This is a genomic window from Planococcus circulans (assembly GCF_020023385.1).
Taxonomy (GTDB): Bacteria; Bacillota; Bacilli; order Bacillales_A; family Planococcaceae; genus Planococcus.
Genome location: NZ_JAIQCL010000009.1, coordinates 179,555 through 194,068, shown reverse-complemented (window position 1 = coordinate 194,068; position 14,514 = coordinate 179,555). Strand labels below are relative to the sequence as shown.

General features: G+C 44.5%; 11 protein-coding genes. 4 read left to right on the top strand and 7 right to left on the bottom strand.

Annotated elements, in window-relative coordinates; translation table 11 throughout:
- Positions 1–173: 173 nt before the first annotated feature.
- Positions 174–1,076 carry a DMT family transporter gene (locus K8U60_RS15260; protein ID WP_223642001.1) on the bottom strand — a complete coding sequence of 301 codons (903 nt, stop codon included), beginning with the start codon at positions 1,074–1,076 and terminating at the stop codon, positions 174–176.
- Positions 1,077–1,181: 105 nt separating this feature from the next.
- Between K8U60_RS15260 and K8U60_RS15255 the strand changes: the two genes are divergently transcribed.
- A complete protein-coding gene (locus tag K8U60_RS15255; RefSeq protein ID WP_223641999.1) occupies positions 1,182–1,910 on the top strand; it encodes an MgtC/SapB family protein in 729 nt (242 codons plus the stop codon).
- A 16-nt stretch (positions 1,911–1,926) separates the two neighbouring features.
- A complete protein-coding gene (locus tag K8U60_RS15250) occupies positions 1,927–2,913 on the top strand; it encodes a cation diffusion facilitator family transporter (protein WP_223641997.1) in 987 nt (328 codons plus the stop codon).
- Positions 2,914–2,954: 41 nt separating this feature from the next.
- On the opposite strand, the gene K8U60_RS15245 is transcribed toward K8U60_RS15250, so the two are convergent.
- The 4 genes from K8U60_RS15245 to pruA form a co-directional block, all read right to left on the bottom strand.
- Positions 2,955–4,118 carry an iron-containing alcohol dehydrogenase gene (locus K8U60_RS15245; RefSeq protein ID WP_223641995.1) on the bottom strand — a complete coding sequence of 388 codons (1,164 nt, stop codon included), beginning with the start codon at positions 4,116–4,118 and terminating at the stop codon, positions 2,955–2,957.
- A gap of 111 nt (positions 4,119–4,229) precedes the next feature.
- A complete protein-coding gene (locus K8U60_RS15240; RefSeq protein WP_223641994.1) occupies positions 4,230–5,474 on the bottom strand; it encodes a Glu/Leu/Phe/Val family dehydrogenase in 1,245 nt (414 codons plus the stop codon).
- An 82-nt stretch (positions 5,475–5,556) separates the two neighbouring features.
- Positions 5,557–6,750, bottom strand: coding sequence for an ornithine--oxo-acid transaminase (locus tag K8U60_RS15235; RefSeq protein WP_223641992.1), 1,194 nt, complete (start codon positions 6,748–6,750; stop codon positions 5,557–5,559).
- Positions 6,751–6,848: 98 nt separating this feature from the next.
- On the bottom strand, positions 6,849–8,393 hold the full coding sequence (gene pruA, locus K8U60_RS15230) for an L-glutamate gamma-semialdehyde dehydrogenase (RefSeq protein WP_223641984.1): 1,545 nt from the start codon (positions 8,391–8,393) through the stop codon (positions 6,849–6,851).
- 139 nt (positions 8,394–8,532) lie between these two features.
- Between pruA and K8U60_RS15225 the strand changes: the two genes are divergently transcribed.
- Positions 8,533–9,846 (top strand): sigma 54-interacting transcriptional regulator, encoded by a 1,314-nt coding sequence (locus K8U60_RS15225; protein ID WP_223641982.1) that lies wholly within the window; start codon positions 8,533–8,535, stop codon positions 9,844–9,846.
- A gap of 25 nt (positions 9,847–9,871) precedes the next feature.
- On the opposite strand, the gene yugI is transcribed toward K8U60_RS15225, so the two are convergent.
- The gene (gene yugI, locus K8U60_RS15220; protein WP_142828969.1) at positions 9,872–10,246 is read right to left on the bottom strand and encodes a S1 domain-containing post-transcriptional regulator GSP13; all 375 of its coding nucleotides are present in this window, start codon (positions 10,244–10,246) and stop codon (positions 9,872–9,874) included.
- A gap of 86 nt (positions 10,247–10,332) precedes the next feature.
- A complete protein-coding gene (locus K8U60_RS15215) occupies positions 10,333–12,945 on the bottom strand; it encodes a hypothetical protein (RefSeq protein WP_223641980.1) in 2,613 nt (870 codons plus the stop codon).
- Between the two features lie 149 nt (positions 12,946–13,094).
- On the opposite strand from K8U60_RS15215, the gene K8U60_RS15210 reads away from it, so the two are divergent.
- Positions 13,095–14,435 (top strand): sodium-dependent transporter, encoded by a 1,341-nt coding sequence (locus K8U60_RS15210; RefSeq protein ID WP_223641978.1) that lies wholly within the window; start codon positions 13,095–13,097, stop codon positions 14,433–14,435.
- The last annotated feature ends 79 nt before the right edge of the window (positions 14,436–14,514 follow it).

Genomic DNA, 14,514 nt, shown 5'->3' with positions numbered 1-14,514 from the left:
GCTGTTTGTTGACGTTTTGCTGTTCAGTTTTCAAGGTTCAAATTTGATTGCCGCGCTCATTGGCGACTTTATCAATATACCTCACTTCAACTTCAGTGTCAATACTATTTCAAAATATTTTTTCTGAGTTGTCTTAAGGACATATATAAATATAAACCGCCACGAACGAAAAATCAAGCCTTTCTTTTTAAAAAGAACATTTTAATTTTTTGATAGTCTGTAACAAACAGCGTAATCCCCGCCAACACTACACTTCCACCCACTATTTGAGAAATGCTCAAATACTCACCAAGTATAAAGTAAGCAAGAATAGCAGCTCCTACCGGCTCAAAAAGAATCGCAATTGAAATGACATTGGTGCTTACCCACTTCAACGCCCAATTGAATAAGGTGTGGCCAAGTAAATTCGGTATGAGTGCCAATAATAAAAACCACATCCATTCGGAAGCCGGATAAGGCCCAAAGGATTCCCCTTTGAATACAATATAGAAGAATAACGTTATCGTGCTGATTCCGTAAACAACGAACGTATAAGTCACCAATGATAATCTCTTTCTAACATCCTGCCCAAACAATAAGTAAGCTGTGATCAGTGCACAAGCAATCAAAGCCAACAGGTCTCCATAAAGCGCGCTTCCACTTACCTTGAAATCTCCATAACCAATCAGCACACTCCCTGAAATCGCAATCCCTCCCGCAACAAGGGTCTTAATAGAGAGTTTCTCTTTAAAGAAGAAGTATGTACCCGCAAATGCGAATAATGGCTGCAGCGTTACAAGCACTGTTGAGCTGGCCACTGATGTATAATTAAGTGATTCAAACCATAAAATAAAATGAAATGCTAAAAATACTCCCGCTATCGATGTGAAGAGCCAATCTCTTTTGCTTAGCTTTTTGATTTCATGGGTATATTTCAGGAAGAAGACCGGACTCATAATCAAAATTGAAAATAACATACGATAGAAAGCCGTTACTCCTGAATCGGCGGATGTCATCTTAACAAAAATTGCTGACAACGCTACCGAGAAAACTCCTACTATAATAGGGATATACGGATGAATAGCCGGTTTCTCCATTCAAACACCTCTTCTTTATTCCAATTTCACCGACAATGCACGTTATAAGTTTGCCACTACCTGCCTGAAGAATCAATACAAGTTCAAAAAGGGAGGGTGATTAACATGGAGTTTTTCAGTGCATTACAAATTTCTTCATTGGAAACTTTCTTTAAACTTCTTATAGCTGCTCTTTTAAGTTTAGTCATCGGGCTAGAAAGGGAATTAAAAAGGAAGCCGGTTGGACTTAAAACCAGTGTTGTCATTTCAACCTTCAGTTGTCTGTTGACTATCATCTCGATTGAATCTGCTTATATTGCGCAAGGCAGCGAGTATGATAATGTTAACATTACAATGGATCCGTTGCGCCTGGCTGCCCAGATTGTTTCCGGCATTGGTTTTTTAGGGGCCGGAGTGATTTTAAAACGCGGCAATGATTCCATATCAGGGTTGACTACTGCAGCGATGATTTGGGGTGCAGGAGGAATCGGGATTGCAGTTGCAGCAGGTTTTTATATTGAAGCCATGACTGCTGTGCTGCTCGTGATAATTGGAATTGAAGTGTTGCCTCCCCTTCTCTTTAAGTTTGGGCCAAAGCGTTTGAAGATGGTCGAAGCGAACTTAAAAGTAGTTGTGGCTGACCGAGCATCAATACGAGAGGTGTTGAATGAATTAAAAAAAGGCGGATCGCTTATTGAAAGCATATCCATCACCCATTCAGATTTGGAGGGTCCTTCTTCTTTTCAGAAACTGACGATTCGCATGTCATTTTCACATGAGAAAGACACAATCGATCTGTATCAAGAGATATCGGATATGGAAAAGGTTAAGCAAGTTGAAATTGAACTGATTTGATCAAGGAGGAATTTTGATGAAAGAATTTTTCGGGTTATTGAAAAACGGCAATAAGCCGTCATTGACGGCAGCAGTCATTAATACATTTATCGCTATTATGAAAGGCGTCGCTTTCTTTTTTACCGGCAACGTCGCTATGTTCGCCGAGACGATGCACTCTATTGGCGATGCAGCCAACCAGTATTTCGTTTTCATCGGTTCAGCACTCTCGAAGAAAGCTCCGACCAAGCGATTTCCGAATGGTTTTGGCCGTCTATTGAATATTGTTCTTCTCGGGGCGGTTTTGATTGTTGGAATCATGGCTTATGAAACGATCATCGAAGGCTGGCACCAGCTGACTCATCCTGTAGAAGCAGAAGGATTTATCATCAGTGTTGTGGTGCTGTCCATTGCAATTATCCTTGAATTTTTTGTTCTATATAAAGCCGGCAAAGAAATTTTACATGAAGCCGGTGTTAAAGGTGGAGCAATGGCTCCGCTTACTACAAGCTTTACCCACTTGAACCGGGCGAAGCCGGCAACTAAATTAGTATTCCTCGAAGACCTGGTAGCAACTGCAGGTGGTGTCCTAGCCTTGATCGCAGTACTGATTGCACATTACACAGGTTTCCTGCAAGTCGAAGGTGCAGCATCCATCGCTATCGGCTTTATGATGCTTTACGTTGTCGGGAAAGTCTTTTTGGACAATGCACGTGGTGCCATTGGCGAAACAGATGAACAGATGGTCAACCATATTGCCCATCTATTGAGCGATCATCCTGATGTTCGGGATATCAAAGAACTGGAAGTTGTTAAAGAAGGAGAATTCCTTCATGTGGAAACCAAAATTGAAGTTGACCCGAAATTGGATGTTCCACAAGCAGATGCCTTACAGGAACGCTTGGCGGAACTTATTCTCAGCCAACCAAGTGTCGATGACGTGATTGTTTCACTGGATGCCGATGACGGGCTTCCCCACTGGACGCATCTCAGCAGCCGTCCCGCCTCTCTCGATAAAAAATAACCAAAGAAAAAAGGCTCAGCGCTTTATGCTGAGCCTTTTTCTTATAGAGACGCTTGAAGAATTTCTTTCACGTCTTCATCTTTTAATTTCGCAAAGTTGCCGAACTCACCATAGACCATGGCTTTCTCAACCATCACATCAATTTTCGAATCATCGATATCGTAATAGTCCAAACGCGTAGGTGCACCAAGAGAAGTCCAGAACGCTACCAGGCGATCGATGCCTTCGTTGGCGATATCTGTTTCTGATTTGCCTTCTGGATCCACATCAAAGACACGGACTGCCATTTGAGCAAAACGCGCAGGGTTCACTTTCACGTTATGGCGCATCCATTGCGGGAAGAGAATCGCCAATCCGCCGGCATGGGGAATATCATAGACAGCCGACACAGCGTGTTCGATATTGTGGGAGCCCCAGTCTCCTCTATAACCCATTTCAAGGAATTTGTTTAAAGCCATTGTTCCGGCAAATAAGATCGTTTCACGGTTTTCATAGCTTTGAAGGTCGTCCATCAATTTCGGTGCAGTTTCAATGACTGCTTTCAGCACACCTTCACACATCCGGTCTTGAACAGGTGTGTTGCTCGCATCGTTGAAGTATTGTTCGAAAATATGGGACATCATGTCGACAATTCCGTAGACCGTATGGTTTTCCGGAACCGACAATGTATATGTCGGGTCAAGGATTGAGAACTGCGGGAATGACAACGGGCTACCCCATCCGTATTTCTCCTGCGTTTCTTCATTTGTGATAACGGAACCGGCATTCATTTCAGAACCTGTTGCAGCAATTGTTAAAACTGTTCCGAAAGGCAAAGCTTCTTTTGGCTGTGCTTTGCGGGAAACGAAATCCCATGCGTCCCCGTCATACTTGGCGCCACAAGCGATGAGCTTGGTGCAATCGATGACGGAACCGCCGCCTACCGCCAAAATCATTTCGATGCCTTCTTTTTTGCAGATTTCAATGCCTTTTCTGGCAGTTGAAATCCGTGGGTTCGGTTCTACTCCGGAAAGCTCGAAAACTTCAAGCTCAGCTTCTGACAACATTTGAATGACTTCATCATAAAGGCAATTCTTTTTAATACTGCCGCCACCGTATACCAGCAATACTTTCTTACCGAATTTCGGCAATTCTTTCTTAGCCGCCTGAAGCTGGCCTTTACCAAAAATTAGTTTTACCGGGTTGTAAAATGAAAATGCATTCATCCAATCATCCTCCTCTATTCAGGTTATATTATGTAGTTTCTTAAAACAAAATGCAAAAGATTGAGACAGAAAAACCGCCTGGAACAGAATCCAGGCGGTTTTCTTATTGTCTTATACCCAGCCACGGAAGCGTGAAGCTTCAGCAGTTCTGCGGGCGCCGACCATATATGCTGCCAAACGCATGTCAATATTGCGTGTAGTAGCAACGTTGTAGACATTTTCAAATGCATCAACCAATTTTTTGTTGAGTTTTTCGTCCACTTCTTCTTGTGTCCAATAATAACCTTGGTTATTTTGTACCCATTCAAAGTAAGAAACCGTAACACCGCCAGAGCTTGCAAGAACATCAGGAACCAAAAGGATTCCGCGATCTGTCAGCATCTTAGTGGCTTCAGCGGTAGTCGGGCCGTTTGCTGCCTCAACGACGATGGAAGCCTTGATATCATTGGCATTCTCTTCCGTAATCTGATTTGCGATAGCTGCAGGTACCAGGATATCGCAATCCAATTCAAATAATTCCTTATTTGTGATGGTGTTATCGAATAGGGTAGTAACCGTTCCGAAACTATCACGGCGGTCCAATAAATAATCGATATCCAAGCCATCTGGATCGTGAAGAGCGCCGTAAGCATCCGAAATGCCGACTACTTTCGCTCCAGCGTCATGAAGGAATTTCGCGAGGAAACTCCCTGCATTGCCGAAACCTTGAATGACGACGCGTGCACCCTGCATATCCAGCCCACGTTTTTTTGCAGCTTCATTAATACAGATGGTCACACCTTGAGCTGTTGCTTTGTCGCGGCCTTGAGATCCACCAAGAACAATTGGTTTACCTGTGATAAAGCCCGGAGAGTTGAATTCATCGATTTTGCTGTATTCATCGTACATCCATGCCATGATCTGTGAGTTAGTAAACACATCCGGCGCTGGAATGTCTTTGTTCGGTCCGACAATCTGACTGATCGCACGGACATATCCACGACTCAATTTTTCAATTTCGTGCATGGACATTTCGCGCGGGTCGCAGATAATGCCGCCTTTTGCTCCACCATAAGGCAATTCCACAATCCCACATTTTAATGTCATCCACATTGATAAAGCTATTACTTCATCACGATTTACATCCGGATGAAAACGGACTCCACCTTTTGTTGGTCCGACCGCGTCACTGTGTTGAGCACGGTAACCGGTAAAGACTTTTGTTTTGCCATCATCCATCCGCACCGGAATGCGCACTTCCAAGATCCGCATCGGTTCTTTAAGAAGTTCGTACATCGCATCTTCGTATCCAAGCTTATCCAATGCAGTTTTAATAACATTCTGCGTTGACGTCAACAAGTTCAAGTTTTCAGCCATTGTATTAGTTCGCCTCTTTATATTTTAGTAATTACTCAGCATCTAGTGTAACACATGTCAATATTTATGTGCCACGTGAATGCTATTTAGAGAATACTTTTTGAATGCGTTCAATCGCCCAATCAAGTTCTTCTTTCGAAATGATTAATGGCGGTGCAAAACGGATAACCGTATCATGCGTTTCCTTGCATAAAAGGCCCAGTTCCTTTAATTGTTCGCAATACGGTCTTGCAGCTTCAGTCAATTCCATACCGATGAACAATCCACGGCCTCTGACTTCTTTAACAGACGGATGGTCGATTTCACGCAATTTCCCCATGAAATATTCGCCCAGTTCTTGAGAACGTTCTGAAAGCTTCTCATCAAGCAAGACTTCCAGAGAAGCAACGGAAACTGCACATGCAAGCGGATTTCCGCCGAAAGTGGAACCGTGTGATCCAGGGTTGAATACACCCAGTACGGATTTGTCAGCTACGACACAAGAAATCGGGAATACCCCGCCGCCGAGTGCTTTGCCCAGGATATACATATCCGGATTTACATCTTCCCATTCGCAGGCAAACATTTTGCCTGTACGTGCAAGACCACATTGAATTTCATCCGCAATGAAAAGAACGTTGTTTTCGCGGCAAAGTTCTCTCGCTGCTTTAAGGAAACCTTTCGGAGGCATGATGATTCCCGCTTCACCCTGAATCGGTTCGATCAGGAATGCAGCAGTGTTTGGCGTAATGGCATTTTTCAATGCCTCCAAATCACCGAATGGAATCAAGTTGATGCCAGGAAGCATCGGTCCAAACCCTTTGCGGTATTCAGGATCTGATGACAATGAAACAGCCGTCATCGTGCGGCCATGGAAATTTCCGTCGCAAGCGATGATTTCTGCTTGGTTTTCCGCGACGCCTTTTACATCATATGCCCAACGGCGTGCAGCTTTGAATGCCGTCTCTACAGCTTCAGCGCCTGTATTCATCGGCAATGCCATTTCCTTGCCGGAGATATCGCAGATCATTTGATACCATGGAGCCAATTTATCATTATGGAATGCACGTGAAGTCAAGGTAACGCGGTCCGCTTGATCTTTCAGTGCTTGAATGATTTTCGGATGGCGATGTCCCTGGTTGACAGCTGAATAAGCTGACAACATATCCATGAATTTGTTGCCCTCTGGATCTTTTACCCACACACCTTCTGCTTCTGTAATAACGATCGGCAGCGGGTGATAGTTATTCGCACCGAATTTCTCTGTTTGTTCAATAATAGTCTGTGTCTGTGTCATCTAAATTCCTCCTTTTTTAAAAAGGGCAGACATTCGTCTGCCCTTTTAATGAATTATTATACCATTTCTTGTTGTTTTAATACATTTAAACTGTTGAATTAATACATTTCAGAAGTGGTTTGTGCCTGCATGTGAAGAACAAGGTAATCTGGTCCGCCTGCTTTTGAGTCGGTTCCGGACATGTTGAATCCACCGAATGACTGGTATCCAACGATTGCGCCTGTACAGCCGCGGTTGAAATACAAGTTTCCAACATGGAAATCTTCACGGGCTTTTTCAAGGTTCGCGCGGTTGTTTGTAATCACTCCGCCAGTCAAACCATATTCTGTGTTGTTGGCGATTTCGATTGCATGGTCAAAATCTTTCGCTTTCATCAAACCAACGACTGGACCAAAAATTTCTTCCTGCATAATGCGTGCCTGCGGATCTAGATCAGCAAAGACAGTCGGATTTACGAAGAAACCTTTCGAGTCGTCTCCGTCTCCACCTGCAACCAGTCGGCCTTCTTCTTTGCCGATTTCAATATAGTCCATGATTTTTTTGTATGAGTTGCCGTCGATGACCGGTCCCATGTAATTAGATTGATCTGTCGGATCGCCAATCGTCAATTCTTTTGTCAATTCGATGACGCGTTCAAGTACAGTGTCGTATACATCTTCAACGATGACAGCACGTGATCCAGCTGAACATTTCTGTCCGCTGAAGCCGAATGCGGATTTCACGATTGATTGTGCAGCAAGCTCAAGATCTGCTTCCTTGTCTACGACCATGGTATTTTTTCCGCCCATTTCAGCAATCAGGCGTTTCATCCAAACCTGTCCTTTATTCACTTTAGAAGAACGTTCTGCGATGCGCAAGCCAACTTCTTTTGAACCTGTGAATGAGATGAAGCGAGTGTTCGGGTGATCGACCAAGTAATCCCCAACTTCAGCGCCTGGTCCTGGGATGTAGTTGACAACGCCTGGTGGCATGCCCGCTTCTTCAAGGACCTCAATGAATTTGTAGGCAACGATTGGTGTTGTTGAAGCTGGCTTCAATAGAACCGTGTTTCCTGCAACCATTGCTGCAACAGTTGTTCCAGCCATAATCGCGAAAGCGAAGTTCCAAGGTGAGATAACGACGCCTACTCCTAACGGAATATAATCGTAGCGGTTGTCTTCGCCCGGACGGCTTTCTACTGGCATGCCATCTTTCAGGCGCAGCATTTGGCGAGCGTAATATTCCATGAAATCGATGGCTTCTGCTGTATCTGCATCCGCTTCATTCCAAGGCTTGCCTGCTTCTTTCGTCAAAAGTGCCGAGAACTCGTGTTTGCGGCGGCGGACAATCGCAGCTGCTCTCATTAATACATCAGCGCGAATTTCAGGCTTTACTTTCTTCCACGTTTTAAAAGCTTCGTCAGCTGACTGCATTGCTTTTTCAGCCAATTCTTTATTTGATTTTGACACGCGGCCAATTAGTTCTTCTTTATTTGAAGGATTGAAGGAAACGATTTTATCTTCAGTGGTTACACGCTCTCCACCAATAATCAACGGATAGTCCTGACCCAGGTAAGCTTCAACTGTTTTCAAGCCTTCCAGGTAGTCTGTGCGATTTTTGTCGATCGAGAAATCTGTGAATGGTTCGTGTTTATAGGGAATCATGTAAATCCTCCTTGAGTTTTAAGTAAGCGCAAAAAAAATTTGCACTTTATATCTGCTTCCATATATAATAATGCAAAAGATTGTTGCATAATTCAAGTGTTTTTATTTAAAAAATCAAAATAATTTTGGAGTGAGCGTTTTGAAACCGGAAGATATCGATTTATCCCCATTCTATAAATTTGCCGGAGAGCACGTGGCCATTGGGATTCACGCAGTTGACACCAAAGGGAAAACCATTCTTTACAACAAAAAGATGAGGGAAATTGAAGGCTTTGATTTTGACGAGCTGGCGGACCGCTCCCTGCTGGAGATGTTCCGTTTCGACCAATCCGAGAGCACCCTTCTGCAAGTTCTGCAAAGTGGCAAGCCTGTTTTCAACGTTAAACAAACTTATTGGAACCGAAAAGGCCAGGAAATCACCACCATCAATGATACGTATCCAGTCTTTACTGGAAAGAACCTGATTGGGGCCATCGAATTATCACGGGATGTTACGACGCTTGAAAAAGTGATTTATCAGCCCTTGAAAAAATACGAAGAACCCATCACCTTTTCGACGATTACCGCAGTTTCCAAAAGCATGAAGAAAGTCATTGCAACTGCTGAAAAAGCGGCGACGGCAAAATTGCCGGTGCTGCTGGTTGGGGAATCGGGGACCGGCAAAGAATTGATTGCTGAAGCGATGCACTCGGCCCAATCCTCTGACAGGCAAATGTACACACTCTATTGTCATGGAACAGACGGCATGATCATCGATCAACTAGGGGAAGACATCAAGCAAATTGACGATGGCACCATATACTGTGAGCGAATCGACTTGTTGCCGCTGCCGCTGCAGAAGCAATTATTGGAGATGGCTGAAGAACGCTCGAAGGGAAATACGTATTTTATCGCCAGTGTCGGTGACGACCCCGTGGAATTGATCGCTTCAAATCAGTTATTGAAAGATCTGTATTATTTCTTTTCATCGATGACCATCAAAGTGGAACCCCTGCGGTCCAGAAAAGAAGACATTCTGCCGTTTGTAAACGATTATTTTTCACGTCATCGGATGATGGTCGGTTCGATCGTCCAGGGGTTGGATCAGGAAGTCACGGATTTGCTTCACACATATGACTGGCCAGGAAATTTAAAAGAACTCGAATTGCTGCTCGATGAAACTGCATCGATGTTGACAACACAGGAAATAGTGACGGTCGACATGCTGCCGCATCATTTCAAGCTGAAGACAGACCTGAAAAGTGAGCATCAGCCCGAAGACTTCATCGTTCAATCCAATGCAGACCTGTTGCCGCTCGATGAATATTTGTTCGAGGCCGAGATGTATTACCTTCAAAAAGCGATGGATCTTCATGGCGGCAACGTCACGAAAGCAGCTGCTGCCCTCGGCATGAGCCGGCAAAACCTGCAATACCGGTTACGGAAAATCAAAAAAAACGAAGCGCAGACATGATGTCTGCGCTTCGTTTTTTGTTTTGTTACTGTCCAGAGCGTTTGATCCACTCTTGCATTTTGTCTTTCAATGAGTTGAATCCTTCAGAATCACTTTCGTTCACATGTGACTGAAGAGATTGTTTTGGTTTTTCAGTTCTTTGAGCTGCTGGTGGCTGCTCTTGAAGTGCGCGGATTGAAAGGCTGATTTTTTTAGATTTCTCATCAACTTCCAATACTTTCACGTCAACTTCTTGTCCTACTGCCAAATACTCACTTACTTCTTTCACGTAACCGTGAGTGATTTCTGAAATGTGGACCAAACCTTGTGTTTGATCGTCTAAAGCTACGAATGCGCCGTATGGCTGGATTCCTGTAACTTTACCTGAAACCGTATCGCCTGTTTGGTATGTTTTTGTCATGTTTACCCGCTCCTAGTCATATCTAATTGTCCTGTACACCTATTGGCATCTGTATATTATAGCACAGGTATATGCCCAGAGTAAAATCAGTAATTATTTGAGTGAACCATACGCCAGCCATCCTCGGTTTTTTTCATCAAAAAGCTTTCCTTAAACAGGCTGTCCTGAGGTCCGGAAGCGTATTCTATTTCGGCTCTGCCGGTAAGGTCCCCTGAATTCCATGCACTGAAATTGGTCGCGAACGCCAATTGTGCCAATTCGGAAAATGGGCGAAAACTATGCAATTCCAAAAAGTAAACGTATTCTTCATCTGTCCATTCAGTTTCTGTACTCAATTTTCTCATTGCTTGAATATCTTTGTTTTCTACAGCTTTGAAGAACACCGCTGCCACTTCTCCAGGTTTGGTGTCAGCAGGAAGCTGGTTTTGTTGACCGGCCGTAAATGCCGCATACAGCGAGTCGACATTTTCTTTAAATTGCTGATCTGCACCCAGCAAGTCATAGCTTTCATACTGCTGGTAGTCGATTTGCCATATCCGGTCTTTCTCAGTCACCAACAGGAGATCTAATCGTTGATCGTATTCATCCAATTGAACTTGAGGGTAGATATAGACCTTGTCTTTTACCCGCTGTTTAGAGAAGTCACCCGAAAGTTCAACCCATTGTGCGGTTTCCGCAATATCGGGAATTGGCTTCCATTCTTTTTCAAATTCCGTAAGTGGCGGCTTTAACGGACTGGCTGCCAACAGATGCCACAGCGTCTCAGTATCTCCGAGTTTATTGGCATAATGGTACATGAACAAAACATCCAGTGGCGGGACGTCCGCTAAAAGCTGGAGGTCATAGGTGGATTTGAATGATTCGTATAAAGGCTGTATGCGGCTCCAGTCAAAATCCTGCATGTCGACAAATTCATCTTCAATCATCAAATTGCCATTGGGCAGCTTCTCGGCAAGGTCACCTGACTTTTCCATTGCTAAAGCATTCAAGAGATCCTGGAATTTCAATTCATCGTAATGAGCCGAAGCCGTCCAATCACTGGCTTCCATTTCCTCAAGGATCGGCAGCATCAAAAAGGCCATCGGATTGGATGTAGCCAATCCATTCCAGGCTTTGCGGTAATCATCTTTGACTTTGCCTTCTGTATCATAGACCGAAGAGTTTTCGCTTCCCTTCACCAACTGCCAAAAGACTTGCGGATAGGCCACTTCGATTCCATCAAATAAGGAAGTCCCATCTCCTTCCTCCACTAAAGCCTGCTCCATGATCATCAAGTGCTGAGGGATGGTTTCGATCGGCATTAAAAATCCGCTGCCATCAAAATAAGGTTCATTGCTCAACAGGTTTAAATATTGCCAGGCATAAGGGTCACTTGCGATCGGCTGCTGCTGATTAAGGATATGGACATCCCGGACCGTTCTGAACTTTTCACCGTTTGGGTGTACGACTGCGAGCAGGTTGTATTCGGGAAGGGATTCCACAAGCAAACGCAATTTTTCAGGATAGTTTTCTGACTCCGCCAACAGTTTTTCGGGAGATAACTGATCCATCACGATCGTCGATTCCAATTCCTCCTGATACTTCAACAGCACGCTGTCCGCAAACACACGCAGCTCGTCTGTTTTGGCTGCATAATTGCGGAGAAAGTCTTCTATTTCGCTGCTTGGCATTGCATTGGGACCCGTTAAGGACTCCGTCATGCCTCGCGGAGTTTCAATTTGCCTGAAAAGGTGATCCATAGCCAGCTGCATTTCTATGGGATCATCTTCCAGCGAACGGAGTGATTCATCACTGAACGTCCTTGCCATTTCGGCATCTGCCTGTTTGACATAATCCAGCTGACTGTATTGTTCAATCGACATTCCTAATCGCTTTGGCGAAGTTTCTTTGATGGTTTTGTATCGGCTCTGCCAGTCTGCAACCATTTCATCCGTCACTTTCTCAGCTTTTTGATATTCTGTTGTACCCGCTGTTTCGGACTGCTGGTCGTTTATCGTAAAGCTTGCTCCGATGACCGCTGCCAGAAACAGACCCGCCGCCCCCATTACAATGAACGGTTTTTTTCGGTTCTGCAGTGGAGGCTCTGTGATTTTAGGGGATTCTTCTGGAGAAGAAGGGTTTCTATCTATACGCTGAAGCTCACGATCAACTGGCAAAGGGGGCACTAAGCGGCGATAGGATTTCTCAAGCAGAACCAGCCGCTGCTGCATCTGTCGTTCGTCCACTTGCAGATGCTGCTGCAACTCCCGCGCCCCTTCTTCCATCACCTGATGTAGCTGATGGTCCTGCATTTCTGTAATGATAGAGATTTCTGCTGGTGACAAGCTGTGAAAGCGAGTTAAAGCAAATGGGACACGCTTAGCCAAGTCCAATTTTTGCAGCTGCGTATGCAGTTCCTGATCCTCTGGAAACCCAAGTACTTGAGGTTTACTGTTGTTTTCAAAGTGGAGAGAGTGCTCTTGTATTTGTTGAACCGTTATTTTGTATAGCTGAATTTTTGCCTGCTCTGGTGTCAGCTGCTCAAATTGTTCATGCAGTTGGAGCAGGACCAGCTGTTGGAAGTTCGGCAGTTCTTCTATAGTTACACCTAATTGGTAAACAAAGCGGCCGAGATCCGGCTGGATTTCACCGACCCAAGAAGAGAATGCGGATTCTTCCCCTTTTTGGCCTTGTCCATAATGATCATTTGCAGAAGCCATTGCTCCACCTCTCAACCTTTTGGAATAATCACTCTTTTAAGTTACTAAGTATTATACGCTCTAATCCTCCCAGCGTTTCAAATACTGCTATTTTTTTTAGTGCTGCTCGTGTAAAATGAGGAAATCTACATGAGATAGGAGTGAAGAAGTTGAAAAAACGTGATCAATGGAGTTCCAAGCTAGGCTTTATTCTTGCGGCTGCAGGGAGCGCAATCGGCTTGGGGGCCATTTGGAAATTCCCATACGAAACTGGCGCTAATGGAGGCAGTGTCTTTATCTTACTGTTTATCATCAGTACAGTAGCCATCGGATTGCCGATTCTTCTGGCTGAATTTGTCATCGGCCGCAGAGGCCAGGCTGATGCAGTCAGCGGATTGAAAAAACAAGCTCCCGGTAAACCGTGGTATTTAATCGGCTGGTCCGGATTTATCTTTTCGTTTCTGATTTTGTCTTTTTACAGTGTTGTTGGCGGTTGGGTCTTATCGTATTTGGGCCGCTCTATCCTGTTCCAGTTATCCGATTTAGGGGATGCTGAATTTGCCGAGCTGTTTACCGGCATCATTACTAATCCATGGGAAGTTCTGCTTGCGCAGGCCGCTTTCATGGGATTGACTATTTGGATCGTACAAGGCGGCATCAAGGGCGGCATCGAACGCGCCAGCAAAATCATGATGCCGGCATTATTGATTTTCTTCCTGGTGTTGATGATTCGTTCGTTGACACTGGACGGGGCTATGGAAGGCGTACGTTTCATGTTCGTCCCTGATTGGTCATTCTTTAATTTTGAAACAGCATTGGTGGCACTTGGCCAAGCTTTCTTCTCGTTAAGCGTCGGTGTTGCCGGAATGATCACCTATTCATCCTACCTGTCGAAATCTGAAAATCTGACGCGCTCTTCTGTCAGTGTGGTGTCCTTGAACATCATCATTTCAATCATGGCAGGACTGATCATCTTCCCTGCTGTATTCGCTTTGGGCTATACACCCGATCAGGGGCCTGGTCTGGTGTTCATCATTCTTCCAGCTATTTTCGATCAATTGTTCATGGGTGAGTTCCTGATGATCATCTTCTTTATCCTGTTGCTGTTTGCAACCTTGACTTCTTCCATTTCCATGCTGGAGATCACGGTTTCCATCGGTGTCAAGAATAAATACGATCGCCGACGCCGTGTCGCGTTGATTTTCGGCTTGATGATTTTCATCGTCGGAATTCCGAGTGCCTTGTCTTTCGGCGTCATGCCGCAAGAGGTATTCTTCGGGATGACATTCTTCGATTTCGTCGACACATTGACGAGCAGAATCGGCTTGCCGCTCGGCGCCTTATTCACGTCACTATTTGCGGGCTATGTTCTGACAAAGCAAGATGCGCACGAAGAGCTGTCCCAGCAGAATCTGTGGGTTGATATTTGGCGTATACTGGTCCGCTATGTGGCACCGATTGCAATCATCGTTGTTTTTATCCAAGGCATCTTTGCTATTTTCCAAGGATGAAACTGTTCGAAAAATGCCATAACTTATCCTATCGGAAAAATTCTGTGCATGATAGTATATAAATAGAAGAAAGTTCCAT